Raw genomic sequence first — 23,751 nt, forward strand, 5'->3', positions numbered from 1 at the left:
GAGATAGAGTTCTCAAACGATTTCGTGGTTCTTCAAGATTTTGGCTCAGAAATGAAAGATTCTTCCAGCGAAGATTTCGACAGGATCGACATCAAGATCCTGCGCGCCCTGCAATCAGAGGGCCGGCTGACAAATGCTGACCTGGCCGAGCGGGCGAATGTCAGTCCGGCCACCTGCCACCGGCGGACGCAAAGGCTGTTCGACGAGGGTTACATTACCGGCGTTCGGGCGGAAATCGCACCCGCTGCCGTCGGTCTCGGCGCTTTGGTGATGGTCGGCGTGGTGCTCGACCGTTCGACGCCCGAAAGTTTTGCGGCCTTCGAAGGCGCGGTGATGGAGATGAAGGAAGTGCTCGACTGCAACCTGGTCGCCGGCGATTTCGACTATCTCCTGAAGATCCGCGTCCGCGACATGGCCGATTTCAACAAACTGCACGGCCTGAAGCTGATCGCCTTGCCCGGAGTGCGCCAGACGCGGACGTTCTTCGTGATGAAGGAAGTCAAGGAGAACGCGCGGCTGCCGTTCTGACGGCCGTCATACGGTTGGCCGCCCGCGCAGGAAGGTGCGCGCGGCTCACCTGTCTCGATCGAGAAGGATGCGACCGGCTTGACGCAGTCCGCCTAGACCTGGACGAAATGGTCCTCGGCGACCTGTTGATAGCGCCGCTCGACCGGAACGTAGTCGGGCGCGCGCAAGGGGCTTTTGAGCTCGTCGCTCGCAACGCCACGGCGCGTGTGGCGGCGGGTCGGGTCGGCGATCGGGACGGCGGCGATCAGCTTCCTGGTATAGGGGTGCTGCGGGTTTTCGAACACCTGTGCGCGTGAACCGATCTCGACGATTTCGCCGAGATGCATGACCGCCACACGGTGGCTGACGCGCTCGACGACCGCCATGTCGTGCGAGATGAACAGGTAGGTGAGGCCGAGGCTCGCCTGCAGGTCGAGCAGCAGGTTGATGACCTGCGCCTTGATCGAGACGTCGAGTGCGGAAACGGATTCGTCGGCGACGATCACCTTCGGGTCGAGCGCCAAGGCGCGCGCGATGCAGACGCGCTGGCGCTGGCCGCCGGAGAATTCATGCGGGTAGCGCGCCGCCATGTCGGCCTGCAGGCCGACGCGTTCGAGCAGGTCGGCAACTCTTTCGCGGGCTTGGCGCGCGGTACCGAGCTTGTGTTCGAGATAGGGTTCGGCAATGGCGGCCCCCACGGTCATGCGCGGGTTGAGGCTTGCGAAGGGATCCTGGAAGATCATCTGCATGGTGCGGCGCATTTCGCGCAAGCCCTTGCGGTCCATCGCCAGCACGTCCTTTCCGTCAAGCATCACCGAGCCGCTTTCCGGTTCGATCAGCCGCATAATGGCACGGCCGGTCGTCGACTTGCCGCAGCCGGATTCGCCGACGAGCGACAGCGTCTCGCCCGGCTGTAGGCTGAAGGAGACGTCTTCGATCGCGTGCACGCGGCCCTTGAGCTTGCCCAGCAGTCCGGCGTGAATGTCGAAGCGCTTGACGAGGTTCTTCACCTCAAGGATCGGCTTGCGGTCGGATTGAACCGTGTCGGTCGCTTCAGCCACGGCACCCGGAAGACCGGTTGCCGCATCGATGACCGGAAAGCGCATCGGCTGGGGCTCGCCCTTCATCGCCCCGAGCATTGGCACGGCCGAAAGCAGCGCGCGGGTATAGGGATGTTTCGCCCTGAGGAAGATGTCTTGCGTCTTGCCGGTCTCGACTGCGTCGCCGCGGAACATCACCACGGTGCGATCGGCGATCTCGGCGACGACGCCCATGTCGTGGGTGATGAACAGCACCGAGGTGCCTTCCTCCTCCTGCAGCACTTTGATCAGGTCGAGAATCTGGCCCTGGATGGTGACGTCGAGCGCCGTCGTCGGCTCGTCGGCGATCAGCAACTTCGGACGGCTTGCAAGCGCCATGGCGATCATCACGCGCTGGCGCATGCCGCCGGAGAACCGATGCGGATACTCGTCGAAGCGCGAGGCGGCCGAAGGGATACGGACCTTTTCCAGCAGCCGAATGGTCTCTGCCCGAGCGTCTGCCTTCGACATGGGCTTGTGGCAAAGCAGTGCCTCGGAGATCTGGTCGCCGATGGTGAACAGCGGATTGAGGCTGGTCATCGGCTCCTGGAAGATCATCGCGACGTCGTTGCCGCGCACATGGCGCATCTCGGATTCGGGCAGGTCGAGGATGTTGCGACCGCCCATCATCACCCGGCCCTCGACGCGGCTCGTTTCCTTCTGCAAGAGCCGCATGATCGAGAGCGAGGTGACGCTCTTGCCCGAACCGGATTCGCCGACAATCGCGACGGTCTCTCCTGGCGCCACCTGGAAGGAGATGTCGCGCACGACGGGCTTCCATGCGCCATCGACCAGGAACGAAGTCGTCAGGTTCTCGACGGAAAGAACAGGCGTCGTCGAGCGGGCCTCTGCGATTGCGGTGTCGGTCATGTCGGCTCCTCCGCCTGTTGCTATGCGTCTTGTCGTTTTCGGTGTCCGGTCAGTCAGGCCAGCGCAGCAGGCCGGCGAAGCGCCGGGCGTTGCGCTCGCTGAGCGAGGTCGAGATGATCTCGTTCGAGGCGCGCGCCTTGTCGAGTTCCTCGGCGAGACGGCTTGCGACTACCTTCTCCTGGCCCGGATGCAGGTTGCACGGGTCGAGGTAGAAGTAATTGTGCTCGGCTTCGTGGTCGCGTACGATGATCGGCGGTGTGCCACGTGCGAGCGCGTCGGCGAGGTCCCAGGCGGTGATGTGGGCTTCCTGCGGGTCGATGTTGACGCGCAGGCGGTCGAGCGGGTTGTTGGTCGGATCGGCTTCGATCACCGGCCTGATGCCGGGGCGGCCGCTCAGCGTCTCGTGCCAGAGGTTCAAGTAACCGGTTTCGCGTTCGCGGATGCCGGCGTGGTCGCGCGTCTCCCAGGCTTCGAGTGCCGCCATCGCGCCGAGCATGCTTTCCTTGCCAACCTTCATGCCGCGGCCGATGCCGAGGTTCTGCAGGAAGGTGTTGCGCACCATCTCCTTCTTGCCGGCGACGATGCCCGATGTCGGGCCACCGAGGAACTTGTGGCCGGAATAGAGCACGATGTCGGCGCCCTCATCGAGGAAGATGCGCAGATCATATTCCGAGGCCGCATCGACGATGACCGGCACCCCCATCGAATGGCAGACCTCGGCAAATTCCTTGAGGCCAATGAGCCCATACTGCACCACGTGATGCGAGACGACGTAGACAGCGCAGGCCGTGCGCTCGTTGATAGCGCCTTCCAGATGGTAGCGGTAAGCCGAGGTCGCCTGGCCGACCAGCACCGGCTTTGCGCCGGCGATGCGGATCGCCTGATCGACGGGCGCGCCGTAGCTCACCACATGGCCCATCTGGATGAGGACCTCGTTCTTGAGGCCGTTCGTATCGGGCAGGCGCTCGATCGCGGCAAGATCGCTGCCGGTCATGGTTCCCGCGACGGCAAGGCTGATGCCGGCGGAGCAGGACGCCGTGACGAAGCCGGCTTCCGCACCGGTCAGCCGCGCGATCACGGGGCTCACCTTGCGCTGCAGGTCGTTGATCTCGACGAACTGCGGCAGTATGCCAGTCATTGCGGCGATCGCTTCCGGGACCACGATCGATGCGCCGAGCCCGGTCATCGTGCCGGAGACGTTGATAACGGGACGAAGTCCGAGAGCTTCGCGAATGTCACGGTCAGGCATAGTGGTCTCCATGTAATTTTCTGGCAGGCGATTTTCTGGCAGTCGAAACGGATAGACTATTCCGTTTTCGCGGAATATCTACCATAGTAATGAAGTATGCGTGAGGCCTTCCGCCATCTGTCACAGCCGCCATCGAGGGCGCGGCAGCAGCGGGACCCAACACATTCCCGGCAGTGCGCAATTCGAGCCGCGCAGGAGTTGAGCAGTGGACAAGACGATGACCGGCGTCGAGCCGAACGATGACATTGAAACGACCGGCAAGCCGCGCCGTTCGCGCGTGAGCGGTATGGACCGCGCCTTGCAGGTGCTCGATTTCCTTTACGAGACGGGTTCCCCGAGCGGCGTCTACGCGATTGCCAAGGCGGTCGGCGCGCCGCTGTCCACGGCCTATGTCATCGTTGACGACATGGTCGAGAAGAACTTGCTCAGCCGCGATGCCGATGGCCTCGTCTGGCTTGGCGACCGGCTCTACCACTATGGTCTCGCCTATGCCCGGTCCCTCGATTTCCTCGGTGTTGCCACCCGCGAGATGCATGACCTTGGCCGGGAAGTGTCCGAAACGATCCAGCTGTGCGGTCGCGACGGCGACTACATGCAGGTGCTCGCCATGGCCGACGGTCCCGGCCATTTCCAGGTGACCTCGCGCGTCGGCACCCGTGTGCCGCTCAACTGGACGGCATCCGGTCGCCTGCTCGTTGGCCATCTGCCGGCCGAGGAAAGGCTCGAGCTTTTCCGCCGCTGCGCCCGCACCTCGCCCACCGGCCGCGCCGACATCGATCCGGCGGCACTTTCCGACCAGGCCGGCAGCGCGCTTCAAGCAAGGCTGTCGATCCAGGCCGGCGAATCCGATTATGCGGTCGCTTGCGTTGCCGCTCCCATTCTCGACGACAAGGGCAATTGCGCCGCGACGATCTCGATCGTTCTGCCGGAGCAGAAGATCCTCGACGACCGGGCGTTCTACGCCGATCACGTCAGGGTATCCGCCGAGCGGATCGAGAAGATGATGGGCTGGCGCAGCCATTGATCCAACCTCCCGTCGTTAATCGTGCAGAGCGACGATCGCTTCGATCTCGACGGTGATGTTGCCGGGTAGCGACCCGAAACCCACCGCCGAGCGCGCATGGCTGCCGGCCTCGCCGAAGACATCCATCATCAGGTCCGAGCAGCCGTTGATGACGCGCGGGTGCTCGGCGAAATCCGGAACGGCATTGACCATGCCGAGGATCTTGACGATGCGCTTGACCCGCCCGAGGTCGCCCAGTGCATCGTGCATGACGGCAAGCAGGTTGATGCCGGTCAGCCGGGCGTGATCATAGGCGCTGTCGATATCGACATCGGCGCCCACCTTGCCGGCATGCAGATGGCCATCGACTTCACGCGGGCCCTGGCCTGAGAGGTAGAGGATGTTGCCTTCGCGCACATGCGTCACGAAATTCGCGATCGGCGGCGGCGCCGGCGGCAGGTTGATGCCGAGGGCCTGAAGCCGTTGATAGGGCGAGGCGGCGGCAGGGCTGTCTTTATTCTGGTCCAGACTGTTCACGCGATGTCCTGTCATTGCTGTATTCTGTCGTCTCGAGTCAGCGATAGCCGTAACCATGGCTGTGATCGGGGCACTCGATATGCGGCGGCTGATAGCGGTTGGCCGCGACCACCTCGGTGCCCATCACCGCGTAGCGTGGCTCGAAGAGGCGGTTGAGATGCGCCTCAGCACCGAGTGAATCGAAGACCCTGAGTTCGCTATCGACGAGATCGAAGAGGGTGAACTCGGCGCGGGCGCCGACGCTCAAGAGATTGTCCATCGGCAGGCGGATCACCGAGGCTGGCGCCTGGGTCACGGCCTCGACCACCTTTTCAAAGGGCATGCCGACGCTGAGCAGCTTCGACATGGTGGTGCCGAGATCCCAGACGGACTGGTTCATGCTGCGCAGATGTACGTCGGTGGAGATCGAGAAAGGCAGGAGCCCGCGGGCGATCGCGACTTCGGCGACGCGGAAGGAGAAGGAGGCGCCGCCATGGCCGATGTCGAGGCGGATGCCTTCGCCGGCGCAACGTTCTGCAAGCTCGAACAGGTCCTCGTCCTCGATGATGCTGGAGCCGGCCTTGCCGTTGAAGCAGTGGGTGACGATGTCGCCGGGACCGAGGATTTCGAGCACCTCGTCGTAAAGCGCCGGCGGCTCGCCGACATGCACCATCATTGGGATCTTCAGGATCTTGGCAATCTTCTTGCCGAGCTTGACCGGCGTCACGCCCCAGGAGCCGGTGATCACATGGCTGGCGCGGACCTTCAGCCCGACGATGTGCTCGCGGTTTTCCTGGTAGCAGGCGATGATGCGGTCGATGTCGATCGAGCGGATGTCGCTGAGTTCACTGACGCGGTTGCAGGCGACGAGACCGATCGAACCGAGATTGAGGAATGCCTTGATGCGCTCGCGCGAGGGCTCGATGATGTACTCGCGAAAGCCGTGGAAATTGGCTTCGCCGGCCGATCCGGCGTCGACGATGGTGGTAACCCCACGCTCCATGCCGCAAAGCTGCGGGCGCACGGAAATGTCGGTGCCACCATGCCAGACATGGGCATGCAGGTCGATCCAACCGGGCGAGATCCAGGCGCCATTGCCCTCGATGCGGCGCACGCTGCCTGATGCCTCCAGGTTAGGACCGAGGGCTGCGATGCGGCCTTCGCCATCGACGAGGATATCGATCGTTTCGGCCGCTGCGGCCATGCCGAAGGCGACGGATTTCACCTGCCGGATCAGCACCGGACCTGCGCTGGTGGTTGCGTTCGTCATGACTTACAGGTCCTTTCTGAGGCGGGGATCGAGCATGTCGCGCAGGCCGTCTCCGACCATCTGCAGCGACAGGACCGAGAGCACGATGGCGATGCCGGGGAAGAGCGTCACCCAGTCGGCCTGGCCGATGTATTGGCGACCCGAGGCGATCATCGTGCCCCAGGTGGGAATTTCCGGGCTGACGCCGACGCCGAGGAAAGAGAGGCCGGCTTCGGCAAGCATCGCATGGGCAAAGAGGAAGGTGCCCTGGACCAGGACGGGCGAGAGCAGGTTGCGCAGCACGTGGCGCGTCATGATGTGCGGGGTCGAGATTCCAAGCGCGCGCGCCGCCTCGACATAGGGAAGCTCGCGGATCACCAGCGTCGAGGCGCGCACCACGCGGGCAAGCCTCGGTGCATAGACGATGCTGAGCGCGATGATGACGGTGGTCAGCGACGGTCCGAGGGCGGCGACGAGCGCGATCGCAAGCAGGATATCCGGGAAGGCCATCATCGCGTCGATGACGCGGGCGATCGGTGTGTCGAGCTTCGGGAAGAAGCCGGCGAGCAGGCCGAGCACGACGCCGATCACGGTTGCGAGCGTGACGACGGCCGCACCGACGAGGAGCGACAGCCGGCCGGCATAGATGGTGCGGGAAAAGACGTCACGGCCGAATTCGTCGGTGCCGAAGAACCATTGCAGGCTCGGCGGCGACAGACGGTTGACGATCGACAGCTTGCCGGGCGCATAGGGCGCGATCAGTGGCGCGAAGACGGCCAAGAGCACGAAGACGGTCAGCACGATGAGGCCGAAGGCAACGGTCTTGCGCTTGAGCAGCCGGCGGATGAACTTGCGGCCCTCGCTCTCGGAGGGGGCAGATACGGTGATAGCCATCAGTAACGTACCCTTGGATCAACGAGGAGATAGAGCATATCGATCGCGAAATTGATCAGCACATAGAGCGCGGCGATCACCAGCAGGGCACCCTGGATGACAGGATAGTCGCGGCGAAGCACGGCGGAGACGACGAGGTTGCCGACGCCCGGCAGGCCGAAGACGGTTTCGGTGACGACGGCGCCCGAGATCAGCACCGCGGCCGTCAGCCCAATGATCGTCAGGATCGGGATCAGCGCATTCTTCAGCGCGTGTTTCATCACCACCTTGCGCTCGCCGAGGCCCTTGGCGCGGGCTGTGCGGATGAAATCGTCGCCGAGCACATCGAGCATCGAAGCGCGAGTGAAGCGCAGGATCAGCGCGGAGGAAACGACGCCGAGCGCGATCGCCGGCAAGGTCAGGTGATACATGCGCTCGGTAAAGGAGGAGCCGGGCCCGCCATAGCCGGAAACCGGGAACCAGCCAAAGCGCACCGCAAACACCTGGATCAGGATCAGGCCGAGCCAGAAGCTCGGTATGCTCGCCGCCAGCATGGCGAGGGTCGTTGCCGCCTGGTCGACGAAGGAGCCGCGCCTATAGGCGGCGTAGATGCCGATCGGCAGCGCGATGGCGCAGGCGATCACGATCGAGAACAGCGTCAGGAAGAAGGTCGGCTCGGCGCGTTCCGCAAGCGCCGAGGTCACCGGCTGGTTGAGGAAGATCGACTGGCCGAGGTCACCCTGAAGCAACTGCCCGATATAGTAGACATATTGCAGGCCGAGCGACTGGTCGAGGCCGAGCCGGGTGCGCAGTTCAGCGATGTCCTCCTGGGTCGCCTCCGGGCCGAGCATGACGGCAGCGGGGTCGCCCGGTGTCACGCGGACGATGACGAAGACGATCGTGACGACGATCGCCATGACGACGATCATGCCCATCAGCCGCTGGAATATGTAGCGTAACATGGTGGCCTCGAACCTTTCCTGTGCACCTTGCCCACTGGTGTGAATGAACAACGGCGCGCCCTTCCGGCGGACGCCAGGCCAGTGGCTGGGCGTCCGCCGAAGTCCCTGGGAGGGTGGGAGCTTACTTCTTGATCGAAGCGTTCCAGAAATACGGCCATGGCGCCGGTGACACGCCTTCAAGCGTCTTCGACTTTGCCGAGAGCGCGTTGAAGTCGCCGATCTTGATGAAAGGCACTTCTTCGAAGATCACCTTCTGCACATCGGCCCAGAGAGCCACGCGCTTGGCCGGATCGGATTCGGCGTTGAAGGCATCGACCGCCTTGGCACGCGCCGGGGTATCCCAGTTGCCGGGGGCCTTGGTCGACATCATGCCGATGAGCGCCGGTTCCGGCAGGAAGGGGCTGTGGGTGATGTAGATGTCCCAAAGCGTCGGGTCGGCGCGGCGCTGGGTGAGCGTCGCCCAGTCGACCACCTGCAGATCGACGGTGAAGCCGGCGAGCTTCAGATATTCGGCCGCGACCTGCGCCATCTTGTAGTGGAACTCGTACTGGCGGCTGGTGAGGATGCGCAGCGGCTCTCCCTTGTAGCCGGCGGCTTTCAAGAGTTCGCCAGCCTTTTCCGGGTCGGCGATGTTGTAGGCGCCTTCGGTGCCGGCATCGGTGCGCCAGGTGAATTGCGACGGATAAAGTGCGGCATCGAGCGCATAGAAGTCGGTGGTGCCGAAGGCGGCCGCCATCATGTCTTCCATGCTGAGCGAGGCGCGGATCGCCTTGCGCAGATCGACATTCTTGGTCATGCCGTTGCCGGAGTTCAGCACGAATACCGGCCAGCCGAAGGGCTGCAGCATGACAGGATCGGAGGCGCTGGACCCCTTCACGCGGTCGAAGGATTCGACCGGCAGCGAATCGACATAGTCATACTGGCCGGAGACGGCGGCCTCGACGCGGGTGTTCGGGTCCGGCACCGGCACGAAGCGGATTTCGTCGGCATACTGGTGGCGGGCGCCGCCGTAGCCGTTGGCGTCGCCTTCCGGCGACGTGTAGGCGTCGTAGCGGGTCAGCTGGATATACTGGTCCGCCTTGCGCTCCTTCAGCTGGTAGGGGCCGGTGCCGACGAAATCGGTCATCGGTTCAGCCTGCTTTTCCGACGGAAGCACGATCGCCGCGGAATTGTTGAAGGCGAGCAGCGAGACGAGCGGCGCGTAAGGGGTGTTGAGCGAGATCTTGACCGTCAGCGGGTCGACCGCCTCGATGCCCGAGATCGTCGTTGCGGTCTGCTTGCCGCGCGAGGCGGCCTTCGTCCAGCGCTCGAGCGAGGCGACCACGTCCTTGGCATCGAGGTCGGTGCCATCATGGAACCTGACGCCGGAGCGCAGCTTGATCGTGTAGGTCTTGCCGTCAGCGCTGATCTCCGGAAGGGCGCTCGCCAGAAGCGGCGTCGGCTTCCAGTCCTTGTCGAAGGTGTAGAGCGTTTCGAAGATGTGCTGCGAGACGATGCCGACGAGGTCGGCGGTCGACGCCATCGGGTCGAGCGTCGGCGGTTCGCCGACCGTCGCGACATTGATGACGCCACCCTTTTCCTGGGCAAAGGCAAGGGTTGCCGATGCCACGAGCGCGGTTCCGATTAGCAATGCAAGTTTGGTCGATTTCATATTTGCTCCTCCTCTTATTCCATAGTTGTGCTATATCGTTCTTTATTTTGGAATATAAAAGTCCACGAAACCGGAAATGTCAATCGGTTGTCGTCGTCACGTCACGCAGCTTTGCGGAAAAGTCCTTTGATGGGGGCGGGAAAGGGGCTCGTCGGAGACCGGCGTTGAGCCCCGCAATGGCCTTCTGCGCCGGGCGCTTGCGGTCGCTGGAGCTATCGCGATGGCTCGCGATTTGTTAGCTCAGAGTCCGGTTCGAAAATGGAGCGCGCAAAGTGAAGGTCATCGGCCTGATTGGCGGCATGAGCTGGGAGAGCTCGGCCGAGTACTACCGCATCATCAACGAGACGGTTCGCGGCCGCCTGGGCGGCGTGCATTCGGCAAAGTCGCTGATGTGGTCGATGGATTTCGGCGAAATCGAACGGCTTCAGCATCATGGCGACTGGCCGGCTCTGACAGAGGAAATGATTGCGGCGGCGCGTCGCCTGGAGGCCGGCGGCGCCGATTTCCTGATGATCTGCACCAACACGATGCACAAGATGGCAGCCGACGTTTCGGCAGCCGTTTCCATTCCGCTGCTTCACATCGCCGACCCGACGGCGGAGAAGATCAAGGCCGCAGGTCTCCGCAAGGTCGGTCTGCTTGGAACCGCCTTCACCATGGAGCAGGATTTCTACAAGGGCCGTTTGAAGGACACGTTTGGTCTCGAGGTGCTGGTGCCGGAGGCGGACGACCGCGCCAAGGTACACGAGATCATCTATCGAGAACTCGTCGCCGGCATCGTCAAGGACAGCTCGCGCGACGCCTATCGCGGCGTCATCGCGCGGCTGGTCGATGCGGGCGCGGAAGCGATCATCATGGGCTGCACCGAGATCATGCTGTTGATTTCGCAGGCCGACAGCCCGGTTCCGGTGTTCGATACGACTGAGATTCATGCGCTGGCCGCGGTCGACCTCGCGCTCGAAGGCGCGTGAGACGCCTAATGGCCCGCTGAGCAGCCGCCGCGGCCGGTCGAGGATAATCATCATCGACCGGTGCAAAGTGGCAACGGCCGGCTGATCGCCGGCCGTGGTCGTAAGCTTTAGTGCAAGGTGAACTCTCGGGGCTCGCCCTGAAACAGGCTGATCAACGCGATACCCTGCTGCAACAGAAGTTCGGCCGCCGGCAGATCGCCAACGACCAGGTCGTCAGCACAGCTGATGATGATGTTGGCGAGGCTGATCGAATTCTCTGCAAACCGGTCATCGCCGATCTCGTAGGCCTTCTCGGCCGTTGCTTCGAGTGCGTCTGCGACGAGCGCCATCATGTCCGAGCGCTCGTGGAGCGTCATCTTGTCCAGTGTCTTGGCGTCAAGCGTCTTGGCAGAAGTCTGCATGATTACCTTCCCTATTGTTCAAGCCGGAATTGGCCGCGCCGGCCAGTGGCCGGGGGAAAAGTCTACGACTGGGATGGAGTGCTGAAGGGAGCCGGCGTCGAACGCGGCTTCATCATTAAGATCGTGAAAAGCGGCGCGGGATGCAAGGAATGGCTACTATGCGCCCTGCGCATGGGTCTGCGGATCGAAGGCGAAGAGGTGCCTTCGAGACGCACTAAACGCTCATATGGGTGGTGTTCGTCGGTTATGCCAGACTCTCGTTCACCGTCAGGCGATCGGCAGCGCATTCCTGGGCGAGAAAGTCGATGAAGGTGCGAACCGACGGCAGAAGCCCGCGCCTTGAGGGAAAGACGGCGTGCACGATGCCGGATGCAGGCCGCCATTGCGGCAGCACCGGCACCAGGGTTCCGGCCGCCAGGTCCTTCCAGATCATCATCGTCGGCAATTGCACGATTCCGGCTCCGTCGAGCACCGCTTCGCGCAGCGCTGCCATATCGTCCGTCAGGAAGCGTGGCTCGTGCCGGACGACCGCCTGCTCTCCCGTGGCACTTTCCAACCGCCATTCGTAAGCGTGTGTGGCCGAAGTCCAGGCAAGGCTTGCGAGCCCCGTCAGTTGCTCGGGCGTCTGGACCGGTTCCTTCAGGAACCCCGGCTTGGCAACGAGATATTGCGAGCTGTCGTCGAGCTTGCGCATGACCAGCTCGCTTCTTTCCAGCGGCGGAAACCGGACTCGGAACGAGACGTCGAAACCCTCGGCGATCACGTCCACGCGGCGGTTGGTGCTTTCGAGCTGCAGGCTGATTTTCGGATGCGCGGTCATGAACCGGGCGAAAAGCCTGCCGAATTGGAAGGAGATCAGCGCCGTCGGGCAGCTCACCCGGATAGTCCCCTGAGGTTCTCCCTGCTGCTGTGCGATAAAGGCATCTGCCGCTTCGGCTTCGATTAACACGGCGACGCACCGCTGGTAATATTCGCGGCCGACATCGGTGACAAAGAACCGGCGCGGCGAGCGTTGGATCAGCCGGACGCCGATCCGGTCCTCCAGCATCGCGATGCGCCGGCTCAGTCGGGATTTTTGCGTTCCCGTCGCCCGTGCCGCTGCCGCAAAACCGCCATGCTCGACGACTTGCACGAAATAATAGAGGTCGTTCAGGTCTTGCATCGTTCTATTGATAGGACACTGCGTCGGATTCCACAATCTTTTTGCATGCGTGGTCCTGAAGTAGCCTACGTTCAATCACAGCGGATCAGACAGCAACAAGGACGCTGCCGGCCGTGATGGAACTAAACGAAAGAAAGGACTTCCGATGACCAAGCCCTACGTACGTCTCAACAAGGATGATGTTGCCGTCCTGTTCGTCGACCATCAGACCGGCCTCCTGTCGCTGGTGCGCGATTTCGATCCGGACAAGTTCAAGAACAATGTCCTGGCGCTCGGCGACCTCGCCAAATACTTCAAGCTGCCGACGGTCCTGACGACCAGCTTTGAAGATGGTCCGAATGGCCCGCTGGTGCCTGAACTGAAGAAACTGTTTCCCGATGCGCCCTTCATTCCCCGTCCGGGCCAGATCAACGCCTGGGACAATGAGGATTTCGTCAGGGCGGTGAAGGCGACCGGCAAGAAGCAGCTCTTGATTGCCGGCGTGGTGACCGAGGTCTGCGTGGCGTTTCCGGCGCTTTCGGCGATCGAGGAAGGCTTCGAGGTTTTCGTGGTCGCCGACGCTTCCGGCACGTTCAATGAGGTGACCAGGGATTCCGCCTTGTCGCGCATGACCGCCGCCGGCGTTCAGCTAATGACCTGGTTCGGCGTTGCCTGCGAATTGCACCGCGATTGGCGCAACGATATCGAGGGGCTTGGCACGCTGTTCTCGAACCACATTCCCGACTACCGCAACCTCATCACCAGCTACAACACGATGGCGGCGCGCAAGTAAGCCACGTCTGCCGATAAACGACGAAAACCCCGGCCGAAAATCGGCCGGGGTTTTCACGGTTCCATGGATCTATCGCCTTGGCTGTTACGCGCGGCTCGCGGCTTGCTGGGCGTCCTGCGCGCTCGCGCGGTTGGCCGGCTTCAAACGGCCGGTCAAAAGCAGGCTGACGGCGAGGAAGGGCACGAGCACGCCGAGGCCGAAGCGCATGTCGCTGTGCTCGGCGATCAGGCCGATCAGTGGTGGTCCGAGCAGGAAGCCGAGCAGAGCGATGAAGGACAGGATGGCGACGCTGGCTGCGGCCGGTCGGTCCTTCTGGTCGGCGGCCGCCGTGACGGCGAGCGGGAAGCCGACAGACACCCCGAAGCCCATGGCGGCAAAGCCGAGCAGCGCTGCCCAGGCGGCGGGGCTTGCAACGACCAGAAGCAGCCCGGCAATGCTGGCGATGCCACAGGCGCGCGCAACCGCCACCGGACCATAACTCGCCTTCAGCCGGTCACCGGCAAAACGGCCGGCTGCCACCATGAAGGCGAAGATCGAATAGCCGAAGCCGGCGCTGGCGCTGGAGAGCCCGAAGACATCGCGCAGGAAAACGGCCGACCAGTCTGCCACAGCGCCTTCGGTCATGGTGATGCCGAAGACGAAGAAGCAGACGCCGAGAAGCGCAAAGCTCGGCAGCCGTCGCCTGGACGGCGCCGCCTCCGCAGCCGCGGCCTCGCCGGTTTGGAGGAGCGGCAGCATTCTGGCGAAAAAGACGCTGATCGGCAACATGACCGCGGCCGCCAGCGGCACTGCCCATTCCGGCGCAACATGGACCGCGGCGAAACCGACGCCGATCAGGCTGCCGGTCATGATGCCGAGGCTCCAGAAGCCGTGACAGGTGCTCATGATCAACTGTCCGGAGTGCTTCTCGATCGCATCCGCCTCGATGTTGAGGCCGAGCTCGAGCGTCGTCAGGGCCGCACCGACGATGGCGAGCGTCACGAAGAGGATCTCGATATTCGAGGCCCATGTCGGCAGCCAGACGAGCGCCAGAAACACAATGAAGCCGTAGAGGATGGTGGCGCGACCGCCGACCCGGGCGACCAGGCGTCCGGCAAACGGCAGCGTCAAGAGAATGCCGACGGGCATTCCGAGCAATGCGATTGCCAGTTCCGCCGGTCCGAGGCCAAGCCTTTGCTGCACATCGGGGATGCGCGGCAGCCAAGCGCCGAAGGCGATCGGCTGAAGGAAGAAGATCAGCATGATGAGACGTTGATTGGTCATGCGCATTGGTCCCCAACAGGTATCGCATCGCGCGATCAACCACGGCAGCGGCGGCCGGGGTGATGTGGTCTATGATGATATTCTGATATTCTGAAAATCGTTTTCAGAGCTTGTCGCGCACGACAGGAGTCGTCAAGGCTAGAAAAAGTCGCCAAGCCGGAAAGCTATGTCCTTTCGGTCGAATGGGCGGAAGTGTTGCGGATGTGTCGCCACCAATTCCGCCATTGGTCTGGTCGCGATGAAAAAAATGTACATGCTGGACAAGGAGGTGAGGTTAGTGCCTTCCGCGCCGTTGCGGGACTTTCGCTTCATCGCAGCAATTTCAGGGATCCCGTCAGCGATTTGACCCACTTGGAGGCACCGGCCAGGCCAATGCCGTCGATCGTTTCCTCCGAGAGATCACGCACGGGGAATTGCGTTTCGTAGTCCGCATAGCTGTGCAGAGAGCGCGCAAAAGCCGGAAACGGCACGATGATGCGGTCTTCCTCTTTCGGCAGCGCCTTCAGGAGCAACGCGCCGATCGTCCTATTGTCGGCCTGCAGGATCGGGATGGGTCGGTTGGAGCTGATGTCGATCGTATTTTGATTGCTGTCGGTAAGGTGCTGATTGCCAAGAACGGGCATGGCCGCGCCGATGCCGATGGAAATCGCCGCGATGGTGTTGGCGAGATGACCCGGCGGCAGCTCCGGATTGACGATAATGGCGAGGCGGATGTCCTGAAGCACGGTGGTCTATTCCTCTCTGTTTGTCGACGGGGAGAATAGAGCAGGCCTTGAGGTAAGTTCTTTCGGATGTTGCGGAGATTTACGAATATGCGGTAGGTTCTACCTGCATTGACAAAGAATGAGGTAGGACATGCCTGCGATCTTGACGCCCGCCGATGTGAAGATTTTGACCGCGCTGCAGAATGACGGGCGCCTGAGCAACCAGGCGCTTTCGGAGGAGGTGGGCATGTCGACCTCGCCCTGCTGGCGGCGCGTGCGCCAGCTTGAGGATGATGGCGTCATTCAGGGCTATATGGCTGTCCTGAACCGGAAGGAAATCGACTTGGGAGTGCTCGCCTTCATCCGGGTGAAGATCGACAGCCATACGGAGGCGGAAGCCGATGCTTTCGCCGATGAAGTGATGAAGCTCGACAGCGTTGTCGCCTGCTACAGCATAGCCGGCGACGCGGACTTCCTTCTGCAGGTCGTTTCATCCGACCTCGATTCCTATTCGGATTTTGCCATGAAAGTGGTGCGGCGGCTGCCGTGCATCAAGGAAATGCAGACGACCTTCGTGCTGAAGGAGATCAAGGCCTTCAACGGACTCCCGTTGCGCGCAACGACCGGACAACGCTGAGCGGCGTTCCGCTGTTAGGAGGAGGCGGACGCCATCAACGGATCTTCCTTCACTGCCTCGACAAGAAAATCGAGAACGGTTCGCACACGCAGCGGCATGTTCCGGCGCGACGGATAGACGACGCTGATCGGCAGCCGCGCTGGCGGAAAGTCCGGCATCAGGTTCACCAGCCTGCCAGCTTCGATGTCGGGGCAGGCGAGGATGTGCGACAGGATCGCCAGGCCGCTTCCCGCAAGCACCGCACGGTGCACGGCCACCGCATTGTTGGCGACGAGACGCGGGGCGATGCGCACGAAGATGTCGTCGGATCCATCGGAAAAGGACCAGGAGCGTCCGTCACCGGCGCGACTGTAGCAGATACATTCGTGGCCGCTGATATCATCGGGCGTCCTGAGCGCACCCCGCTGTTCAAGGTAGCTCGGTGCGGCAACGAGGAAGGCGGTCGTCCAGCCGATGCGCCGGCACATCAGGCTGCTGTCCGACACCGGACCGAGGCGCACTTCGAGATCAATGCCTTCGCCGACCAGATCCGACGGCTCTTCCCGGAAGATCAACTCGACCGACAGGCTGGGATGCCGCTCGAGAAAGGCGGCGAGCCGATCGCTGACATAAAGGCCGAGGGGTGCGGGCAGGGTGAGCCGGACACGACCGGAGACCAAGGCAGTCTCGGCAGACGAGGCTTCGTTCAGGGCGTCGACCGCTTCCACTACCCGGAGCGCCATCGGGATCATGTGCTCGCCCTCGGCGGTAAGCGCCAATGCGCTCGTCGTCCGGTGAAGAAGGCGCGTGTTCAGGTGCTCCTCGAGAGCCGATACCTGCCGCGAGACCGCCGGCTGCGTCAGGTTGAGATCGAGTGCTGCGGCGGAAAACGAGCCCGTCTCCGCCACGCGCAGGAAGGCTCTCAGCGCTGAGACAATATCCATCCGGTCCCTCAAACGTTTCGGCATAAGCCTTATGCGCCGAGTGTATGACCGTTGCGCTTTACTGTCCAGTAATTACGGATATCTTGTATCCATAAGGATAACAAATGTCCTTAATTGTGGAGCGAACCCATGACACAGCGCCTGAACTACGCACAGCATTCCCCCGAGTTCTTCAAGAAAATCTCCGACCTCAGCCTCAGCCTGAGGGACAGCGTCATCGAACAGAAGATCCGCGACCTCGTGAACATAAGGGCCTCGCAGATCAATGGCTGCGCCTTCTGCGTTGACATGCATGTGAAGGAGGCAAAGATTCACGGCGAGAGCGAACTGCGTCTCTACCACGTCGCGATCTGGCGTGAATCGAACCTCTTCATCCCGCGCGAACGCGCAGCGCTTGCCTGGGCCGAGGCGGTTACGAAACTGCCCGAAGGCGGCATTCCGGACGAACTTTACGAGCGTGTACGCGGCCAGCTTTCGGAGAAGGAGATCTCCGATCTCACCTTCTCCATCATGGTCATCAATGCCTGGAACCGCGTCAGTGTCGCCTTCAAGGCCGTGCCGGGCTCGGCCGACAAGCTCTATGGCCTCGACAAGGCAGGACTGAACTAAACCCTGTTCCTGAGTGATCGAACAACGCGGCCAGTCGCCGCAACGATTGGAGGATCTCATGAAAATCGTCATTATCGGCGGAACGGGCCTGATCGGCTCCAAGACGGTCGAACGCCTGCGCAAGCAAGGCCATGAGGTGGTTGCCGCCTCTCCGAATACGGGCGTCAACACCATCACCGGCGAAGGTCTCGCCGAGGCGCTTTCCGGTTGCGAGGTGGTCATCGACCTCGCCAACTCGCCCTCCTTCGAGGACAAGGCGGTGCTCGAGTTCTTCGAGACCTCCGGCCGCAACCTGCTTGCGGCGGAAAAGGCTGCCGGCGTCAAACACCATATCGCGCTTTCGGTCGTCGGGACCGAGCGTCTGCAGGAAAGCGGCTATTTCCGCGGCAAGCTCGCCCAGGAGAAACTGATCAAGGCCGGCGGTATCCCCTATACGATCGTGCATTCGACCCAATTCATGGAGTTTTTGGGCGGCATCGCCCAATCCGGGACTGTCGGCGACACCGTGCACCTCTCGCCGGCCTATGTGCAGCCGATCGCGTCCGATGACGTCGCCGATGCCATGGCCGCGGTCGCGCTTGCCGCCCCGGTCAACGGCACGATCGAGATTGCCGGACCGGAGCGCTCACGCCTCAGCGATCTCGTCGCCCGCTACCTCAAGGCAAGCGGCGACAACCGCAAGGTCGAGGCCGATCGGGAGGCTCGCTACTTCGGCGCGCTGCTGCAAGACGGCTCGCTGGTCTCCGACAACAATCCCCGCCTCGGCCGGATCACCTTCGAAGAATGGTTCGCCACGGCTCCCCGTAAGTGAGCACATACGGCTGCGCCGGCGGCGCACCCCCAGCCCCCTGAAAGGACTTCCGACATGATCAAGTCTCTCATCACCGCCACTGCGGTCACCGCCGCATTGTTCGGCACGGCCGCTGCCGGCGACGCTGCCAAGGTCACCCTGGTCTATGAGCACGAGTTGCCGAACGTGCCGGGCAAGAGCATCAAGGGCGTTCTTGTGGAATATGGGCCCGGCGGCTCTTCGGAGGCGCATACCCATCCAAGCACCGCTTTCATCTATGCGACGGTGCTGGAAGGCTCGATCCGAAGCCAGGTCAATGATGGACCGGTCAAGGTCTACAAGGCCGGCGAGAACTTTTCGGAAATGCCCGGCGACCGTCACGGCGTCAGCGCCAACGGCAGCGAGACAGAGCCCGCCAAGCTGCTCGCGGTCTTCGTCGTCGATACCGCCGAAAAGGAACTGACCTATCCGATGAAATGATCCTGCAGGACCGGCTGCACAAGCGCCCGGTCCTGCAATTTGCCTGCAATCGTTGGAGCCTGCCATGTTCGCCGACCAATTGCCGTTGCCGCTCGTGCTGATCAATCTTCTCGGCATCACCGGCATTGTTGTCTGGCATGTGCAGGGGCGCCGTCGCCCGCTCGCCAGGCTGATTGTCCAGATCCTCTTCTTCTGCATGATGACGACGGTTCTCCTCCTTTCCGGGATCATGCCGCATCGGAGCGACGATCAGCATCTTCAGGGAGCGCTCGCCTTCCTGGCGACGTCGGCGCGGGTGCTGTGGTGGACGCACCTCGCCTGGTCGCTTATCGGCTTCGTGCGTCTCTACATCGTCCTTGAAAGGCGGCCGCAGGAGGCCCGCCTGTTGCAGGACCTCATCGTCGCCATTGTCTATCTCGGCGTCGCACTGTCGATACTGGGCTTTGTCTTCCGGGCGCCGATCGGCACGCTGGTTGCGACCTCCGGGGTGGTTGCCATCATCTTCGGTCTCGCGCTTCAAAATACGCTCGGCGACGTGTTCTCGGGTATCGCGCTGATACTGGGGCGGCCCTTTGCCATCGGCGACTGGATCGTGCTTGGCGACGGCACCGAAGGCCGTGTCATCGAGAACAACTGGCGCTCCACCTTTCTGCTCACCGGAGCGCACAATGTCGTCGTGCTGCCCAACAGCGCGCTCGCCAAGGTCGGGCTCACCAATCTCAGCCGTCCGGACGAGACGCACCAGATCGCTTTGTCGATCCGTCTTGCCGCGGATCATCCGCCACGCCGGATCGAAGAAACGATGCAGAGAGCTCTGCAAGGGTGCGGCCTGATCGTGCGCGAGCCGCCGCCGGTCGTCTCCCTCAAGGCGATCGACGCCGTGGCCGTCGAGGTCGAGCTGCAGTTCCGCGTCAAGAACCCGGCTGAGCGGACGCCGGCACGCAACGAGGTGATCGACCGCGTTCATGAGCAATGCCGTCTCGAGGGTCTCTCGCTTGCGCCGCCGGCTCAGGCCTATTTCTACGTGCCGCCTTCAGGCACAGACGCCGGGTTTCGCTCAACCGGCGCGCTCTAGAACCCACGCGAAACTCCGTTTCCAGAGATCCGAGGGAATTTCCTGCGAGAGGATCTCGATCAGGTCGGATAGGCGCACGCTGCGCAGCTTGTCGCGCCAGGCTTCGTCGGCCTCCCACATAATGCGCGCCACCGCGCACGGCGTCTCTTCGCAGTAGCCGGGTGCGCGACAGGGATTGTTGGCCCTGATATTGGTGCAGACGAAGGTTCTCGATCTGCCTTCGACCGCCTCGACGATTTCGAGAAAGGTCAGCTCGGCCGGCGCTTTTGCCAGCCGGTATCCGCCCGATGGACCGAGGGTCGTGTGGACGAGACCGGCCTGCGAAAGGCTCTGCAGCGCCTTCGACAGATACTCCTTGGGCAGCCCGTGGAACTCCGCCAGCGCCTTGGTTGAGAGATAGCTGCCTTCAGGCAGGCCGGCGAGAATGGCACAACAATGCAACGCCCATTCGACTTGGCTTTTGAGGATCATGTCTTCGTCCGGCGGATGCCAATGCGCATCTATTAAGGATAACAAATATCCCTATTTTTCTGCTGTGTAAACAGTGTCAAACCGATGCGGCCGGTCCCGTCTTCATGGTGCGGTACGCACGACGCGGAAAATCAGGAGAGGTTCGGCGATCTCGGCGCTGAGCCGCCCCTTGAGGATTTCAGCGAAAACAGCGCCGCCGCTGGAGTGCCGCCGGTGGCAGGCCCGGCGGAGAACCGAGGCACACCGGTTATATCCATCGACCACACGGCGTTTCGGCCGGTTGTCTTCGCCGCATAGAGCGCCGCATCGGCGGCCGAAATGAGCGCATGCGAATCCTCATGGCCATCGGCGAAGGCGACGCCGATGCTGACGGTCGCAGACAGGACGCCCTTGGCCGTGCCAAGCCGGCGCGCTTCGAGCGAGGCGCGGATACGCTCGGCAATGGCGATCGCGCCCGGACGGTCCGCGTGGGGCAGGCAGGCGGAGAATTCCTCTCCGCCGATCCGTGCGATGAAAGCGTCATCGGGCACAGCCTTGGAGATGATATCGGCAAATTCGATCAGCACCTGGTCGCCGGCCGCATGCCCAAAACGATCGTTGATGGCCTTGAAGTGGTCGATGTCGAGATAGAGTAGCGCCCCTTTCACCGAGCCTGCGGTGAGATGGGCGTCAAGCCGCGCGAGGAAAGCGCGACGGTTCGGCACGCCCGTTAATGCGTCGGTTTCGGAGGCGAGTTTGTAGCGTTGCTGCGTTCGTTCCTTCACCAGGGCGAAGAAGGCGAAGCCGCCGGCGAGGCTGTGAAGAAACAGCTCGAAGGTCAGAAGTTGATACCAGAGCGGCTGTGCCGTTCCCGCCGCCGTGTTGCCGGCGAGCGGCCACAACACGATCAGTGGAATGCGCGCGAGATAAAGCACGCCGTGCGTGGCGAAGACGAAGGCGACGATGTAGGAACTCGGAAGCCTGCGGAAGTTGTCGGACCGGAAGATCTCAAGCGCGATCAAGGCCGAATAGGCGAAGATCAGGACCGAGTAGAGAACGATCCTGCTCGTGACGCTTTCACGGAAGAAATCGGAGAAGTAAGTCACAGCGATCCAGAGGATCGGTCCGAAAAGCGCAGAGGCGATCTTCAGCGGCTGATTGTCGAAAGCGCGCAGGCCAAGCCAGATCATCGCGAGCGCCAGCACCGCAAGCGCATTGCCGAGCGAGATGGTAACAAAGTTGTAGCCATCACCGCGCAGCGTCAGCAGGACGAAGCCGACCGCGCCGATGGAGAAGGCCGAGGACCACAGAAGCAGTTCGAGGCTCTTGCGTTCCTGCCGCCAGGCAAGGCCGAAAAAAACGGCGAAGACCACCAGCGTCGCGAACGAACTGAGCATGATCGTCGGGGTATGCAGGATGTCCACCGTCGTCTCCTGATGTTGGTGCGGAACCTTGCCCGACAACCGTAAAGCTTTCGCAAATGGCTGCGCTCTCGACCTGCGCTTGATATTAAGCAGCCAGTAAGCGGCGGCCACCGAGGCAGGAAACGGGTTGAATTCGCAGCTCTCCGGCACGATTTTGATAGTAGAGACACAGGGAGGCTATACGGATGGGCCAGGCAGGACATCGCTATTTCATCTTCGAGACTGCGGCCGGCTTCTGCGGCATCGCCTGGAACGATGTGGGTATCACGCGATTCCAACTGCCGACCCCGGCGGCACAGGCAACCGAGCGGCTGCTGTTGCGGCGTCTGTCGGCCGCCGAGGCTTCCCAGCCGACACCCGAAATCCGGGAGGCAGTGGAGGCCGTTCAACGCTACTTCGATGGCAAGGAGGTCGACTTCACAGGCTTTGCGGTCGATCTGGAAGGGCAGGATGAGCTTTTCCGGCGCATCTATGCTGCGACCCGCGAGCTGCGCTGGGGGCAGACGACCACCTATGGCGCGCTGGCAAAGGAACTGGGCGCAGGCCCGGAAGTCGCGCGCGACGTCGGTCAGGCGATGGCCAAGAACCCGGTGTCCCTGATCATCCCCTGTCACCGGGTGCTTGCCGNCCGGCGGCAAGATCGGTGGGTTCTCGGCGCCTGGCGGTTCCACCACCAAGACCCGCATGCTGGAGCTGGAAGGCATACATGTGGGGCAGGCGCCCGAACCGACGCAACAGTCCTTCGGTTTTTAAAGATATCGACAATCGTCAGGCCGACTGGAGACTCAAAGCGCTTTTGCTCAAACAATTGTACGCGGCCCGCGTGCGTGCGCGCGTGAATGTTGACTGAGGGTTGCGCGTTGCTGCCTTCTTTCCGAGAGGTTCTCAGGCTCGCTGCTCAATATATGTTACAAGCTTTATCGGCGCTTCGAGAAATATATAGTATTTTCAATCTGTTGCTGATGCAGCCCGATCGGATTAATTCTGATTTTCTCATGACAGACTATCAGAACGGAAATATTTTAGGCACCGCAACTTGTCGCGAACGAATCCTGGGGGTGACGCATGTCCATCAGTTCAGGAACGCCGTGCCGCAAGGACCGTACGCCGACCGGGATTGTGATAGAACACCAGACGCTGGTGCGCAGCGTCATCGTTGCCGTTCTCGAATACGAACTCTCCGGTTGGAATTTTATCGATATGGTCTCGACCGACAGCCTGGACCAGGCGCTCGGCTACGACGTGCGTTTAATCGTGCTGGACCTGAGCGCTCGCAACGACGGCGGGTGCAACTTGCATGATGAGCTTGCGGAAATCCGCAAGCGCTTTCCGGACGTGCCGGTTGCGGTGCTCTCGGACACGGACGACAGGACGACCGCTGCCGATGTCCTCAAGCTTGGAGTTCGCGGCTTCTTCACGACGTCCTTGCGGATCGAGCTTGCGCTTGCCGGCTTGCGGCTGGTCCTTGCCGGCGGCGTCTTCTGTCCAGACCCGCTTGCCGCGCTCACCGATTGTACGGCTGCCGCTCGTCATAGCGAAAGGGTGCCGATCAGCGCTTATCGAAGCGAGTTTGCGCTCGCCGACTTCACGCCGCGCGAGGCGGATGTGCTCGCGGAGTTGCGATGCGGCTCTTCGAACAAAGTGATCGCTGGAAAGCTCAATCTTTCCGACCATACGGTGAAAATGCATCTGCAGCACATCATGCGCAAATTGCAGGTGCAGAACCGCACCGAGGTCGTCGCCTTGCTTGCAGACCGGGGAACCGCCGGCAACGGTCATGGCGTCGCCACCAACGGCAGCAGCGTCGTCAACGTGATGTCTTTTCGAGCATCTCGCTGAGCGTTGCGGCCGTCAGCATGGCTTCGGCCAGTAGCTTCTTGAGCTTCTGATTTTCCAGTTCGAGCGCCTTTACGCGCTCCGCATCGAAGTTGGGGCCCCTGCTTTGCAGCGATTGCCAGCGATAGAAAGTCGGCTGGCTGATGCCATGCCGGTGGCAGACATCGGCGACGGTCGCACCGTACTGATGCTCCTTGAGGATCTCCAGGACTTCGTCGTCATTGAACTTACGTTTGCCCATTGCGGCTGTCCTTCCGGGAACCGACTGGCACATGTGATCGCGGGGCCGGATAAC

General features: G+C 62.2%; 25 protein-coding genes and 1 pseudogene. 11 read left to right on the plus strand and 15 right to left on the minus strand.

Going from position 1 to position 23,751, the window contains the following annotated elements; all coding sequences use genetic code 11:
- Positions 1-51: 51 nt before the first annotated feature.
- Positions 52-528, plus strand: coding sequence for an Lrp/AsnC family transcriptional regulator (locus ACTJKM_RS08090; protein ID WP_058330030.1), 477 nt, complete (start codon positions 52-54; stop codon positions 526-528).
- 92 nt (positions 529-620) lie between these two features.
- Here ACTJKM_RS08090 and ACTJKM_RS08095 read toward each other — a convergent pair whose 3' ends face one another.
- The gene (locus ACTJKM_RS08095) at positions 621-2,456 is read right to left on the minus strand and encodes an ABC transporter ATP-binding protein (protein WP_440660177.1); all 1,836 of its coding nucleotides are present in this window, start codon (positions 2,454-2,456) and stop codon (positions 621-623) included.
- Between the two features lie 49 nt (positions 2,457-2,505).
- A complete protein-coding gene (locus ACTJKM_RS08100; protein WP_440660178.1) occupies positions 2,506-3,705 on the minus strand; it encodes an aminotransferase class V-fold PLP-dependent enzyme in 1,200 nt (399 codons plus the stop codon).
- Positions 3,706-3,922: 217 nt separating this feature from the next.
- Here ACTJKM_RS08100 and ACTJKM_RS08105 point away from each other — a divergent pair, with 217 nt between their 5' ends.
- A complete protein-coding gene (locus ACTJKM_RS08105) occupies positions 3,923-4,729 on the plus strand; it encodes an IclR family transcriptional regulator (RefSeq protein ID WP_058322161.1) in 807 nt (268 codons plus the stop codon).
- Between the two features lie 15 nt (positions 4,730-4,744).
- On the opposite strand, the gene ACTJKM_RS08110 is transcribed toward ACTJKM_RS08105, so the two are convergent.
- From ACTJKM_RS08110 to ACTJKM_RS08130, 5 genes are all read right to left on the minus strand, one after another.
- Positions 4,745-5,260: a RidA family protein gene (locus tag ACTJKM_RS08110; RefSeq protein ID WP_058322108.1), complete on the minus strand. Its 516-nt coding sequence runs from the start codon at positions 5,258-5,260 to the stop codon at positions 4,745-4,747.
- A gap of 22 nt (positions 5,261-5,282) precedes the next feature.
- Positions 5,283-6,494, minus strand: coding sequence for an amidohydrolase/deacetylase family metallohydrolase (locus tag ACTJKM_RS08115; RefSeq protein WP_440660180.1), 1,212 nt, complete (start codon positions 6,492-6,494; stop codon positions 5,283-5,285).
- Between the two features lie 3 nt (positions 6,495-6,497).
- Entirely contained in the window at positions 6,498-7,367 is an 870-nt protein-coding gene (locus tag ACTJKM_RS08120; protein ID WP_058330026.1) for an ABC transporter permease, read from the minus strand.
- A complete protein-coding gene (locus ACTJKM_RS08125) occupies positions 7,367-8,308 on the minus strand; it encodes an ABC transporter permease (RefSeq protein WP_058322111.1) in 942 nt (313 codons plus the stop codon). The genes ACTJKM_RS08120 and ACTJKM_RS08125 overlap by 1 nt, the downstream gene beginning before the upstream one ends.
- A gap of 121 nt (positions 8,309-8,429) precedes the next feature.
- Positions 8,430-9,959, minus strand: a complete 1,530-nt coding sequence (locus tag ACTJKM_RS08130; RefSeq protein WP_058330025.1) for an ABC transporter substrate-binding protein — start codon at positions 9,957-9,959, stop codon at positions 8,430-8,432.
- A gap of 272 nt (positions 9,960-10,231) precedes the next feature.
- Here ACTJKM_RS08130 and ACTJKM_RS08135 point away from each other — a divergent pair, with 272 nt between their 5' ends.
- Entirely contained in the window at positions 10,232-10,930 is a 699-nt protein-coding gene (locus tag ACTJKM_RS08135) for an aspartate/glutamate racemase family protein (RefSeq protein WP_058330024.1), read from the plus strand.
- A gap of 107 nt (positions 10,931-11,037) precedes the next feature.
- Here the strand turns inward: ACTJKM_RS08135 and ACTJKM_RS08140 are convergent, their stop codons facing one another.
- A complete protein-coding gene (locus tag ACTJKM_RS08140; RefSeq protein ID WP_057255307.1) occupies positions 11,038-11,331 on the minus strand; it encodes a hypothetical protein in 294 nt (97 codons plus the stop codon).
- Positions 11,332-11,575: 244 nt separating this feature from the next.
- Positions 11,576-12,493: a LysR substrate-binding domain-containing protein gene (locus ACTJKM_RS08145; RefSeq protein WP_440660182.1), complete on the minus strand. Its 918-nt coding sequence runs from the start codon at positions 12,491-12,493 to the stop codon at positions 11,576-11,578.
- A 145-nt stretch (positions 12,494-12,638) separates the two neighbouring features.
- Between ACTJKM_RS08145 and ycaC the strand changes: the two genes are divergently transcribed.
- Positions 12,639-13,265: an isochorismate family cysteine hydrolase YcaC gene (ycaC, locus tag ACTJKM_RS08150; RefSeq protein ID WP_058322115.1), complete on the plus strand. Its 627-nt coding sequence runs from the start codon at positions 12,639-12,641 to the stop codon at positions 13,263-13,265.
- A gap of 84 nt (positions 13,266-13,349) precedes the next feature.
- On the opposite strand, the gene ACTJKM_RS08155 is transcribed toward ycaC, so the two are convergent.
- Both ACTJKM_RS08155 and ACTJKM_RS08160 read right to left on the minus strand, forming a co-directional pair.
- Positions 13,350-14,528 carry an MFS transporter gene (locus tag ACTJKM_RS08155; protein WP_058322116.1) on the minus strand — a complete coding sequence of 393 codons (1,179 nt, stop codon included), beginning with the start codon at positions 14,526-14,528 and terminating at the stop codon, positions 13,350-13,352.
- 308 nt (positions 14,529-14,836) lie between these two features.
- Complete coding sequence (locus ACTJKM_RS08160; protein ID WP_110881012.1) at positions 14,837-15,253, minus strand: DUF2000 domain-containing protein; 417 nt, start codon at positions 15,251-15,253, stop codon at positions 14,837-14,839.
- 130 nt (positions 15,254-15,383) lie between these two features.
- Between ACTJKM_RS08160 and ACTJKM_RS08165 the strand changes: the two genes are divergently transcribed.
- The gene (locus ACTJKM_RS08165) at positions 15,384-15,869 is read left to right on the plus strand and encodes an Lrp/AsnC family transcriptional regulator (RefSeq protein WP_058322118.1); all 486 of its coding nucleotides are present in this window, start codon (positions 15,384-15,386) and stop codon (positions 15,867-15,869) included.
- A gap of 14 nt (positions 15,870-15,883) precedes the next feature.
- Here ACTJKM_RS08165 and ACTJKM_RS08170 read toward each other — a convergent pair whose 3' ends face one another.
- Positions 15,884-16,792 (minus strand): LysR family transcriptional regulator, encoded by a 909-nt coding sequence (locus ACTJKM_RS08170; RefSeq protein WP_113398756.1) that lies wholly within the window; start codon positions 16,790-16,792, stop codon positions 15,884-15,886.
- A gap of 129 nt (positions 16,793-16,921) precedes the next feature.
- On the opposite strand from ACTJKM_RS08170, the gene ACTJKM_RS08175 reads away from it, so the two are divergent.
- The 4 genes from ACTJKM_RS08175 (at position 16,922) to ACTJKM_RS08190 (ending at position 19,746) form a co-directional block, all read left to right on the plus strand.
- A complete protein-coding gene (locus tag ACTJKM_RS08175) occupies positions 16,922-17,401 on the plus strand; it encodes a carboxymuconolactone decarboxylase family protein (protein ID WP_057255312.1) in 480 nt (159 codons plus the stop codon).
- A gap of 58 nt (positions 17,402-17,459) precedes the next feature.
- Entirely contained in the window at positions 17,460-18,212 is a 753-nt protein-coding gene (locus ACTJKM_RS08180; protein ID WP_057255313.1) for an SDR family oxidoreductase, read from the plus strand.
- 54 nt (positions 18,213-18,266) lie between these two features.
- Positions 18,267-18,671, plus strand: coding sequence for a cupin domain-containing protein (locus tag ACTJKM_RS08185; protein WP_058322120.1), 405 nt, complete (start codon positions 18,267-18,269; stop codon positions 18,669-18,671).
- 64 nt (positions 18,672-18,735) lie between these two features.
- Entirely contained in the window at positions 18,736-19,746 is a 1,011-nt protein-coding gene (locus tag ACTJKM_RS08190) for a mechanosensitive ion channel family protein (RefSeq protein ID WP_058322121.1), read from the plus strand.
- On the opposite strand, the gene ACTJKM_RS08195 is transcribed toward ACTJKM_RS08190, so the two are convergent.
- Positions 19,729-20,217, minus strand: a complete 489-nt coding sequence (locus ACTJKM_RS08195; RefSeq protein ID WP_440660186.1) for an RrF2 family transcriptional regulator — start codon at positions 20,215-20,217, stop codon at positions 19,729-19,731. The genes ACTJKM_RS08190 and ACTJKM_RS08195 overlap by 18 nt on opposite strands.
- 131 nt (positions 20,218-20,348) lie before the next feature.
- Entirely contained in the window at positions 20,349-21,620 is a 1,272-nt protein-coding gene (locus tag ACTJKM_RS08200) for a GGDEF domain-containing protein (RefSeq protein ID WP_440660188.1), read from the minus strand.
- A 185-nt stretch (positions 21,621-21,805) separates the two neighbouring features.
- On the opposite strand from ACTJKM_RS08200, the pseudogene ACTJKM_RS08205 reads away from it, so the two are divergent.
- Positions 21,806-22,373 (plus strand): annotated as a pseudogene (locus tag ACTJKM_RS08205) (methylated-DNA--[protein]-cysteine S-methyltransferase).
- Between the two features lie 312 nt (positions 22,374-22,685).
- Complete coding sequence (locus tag ACTJKM_RS08210) at positions 22,686-23,459, plus strand: LuxR C-terminal-related transcriptional regulator (protein WP_058322125.1); 774 nt, start codon at positions 22,686-22,688, stop codon at positions 23,457-23,459.
- On the opposite strand, the gene ACTJKM_RS08215 is transcribed toward ACTJKM_RS08210, so the two are convergent.
- Positions 23,428-23,697, minus strand: coding sequence for a transposase (locus ACTJKM_RS08215; protein ID WP_058322126.1), 270 nt, complete (start codon positions 23,695-23,697; stop codon positions 23,428-23,430). The genes ACTJKM_RS08210 and ACTJKM_RS08215 overlap by 32 nt on opposite strands.
- Positions 23,698-23,751 lie beyond the last annotated feature (54 nt).

The organism is Ensifer sp. 22460 (assembly GCF_052044935.1).
Lineage (GTDB): Bacteria > Pseudomonadota > Alphaproteobacteria > Rhizobiales > Rhizobiaceae > Ensifer.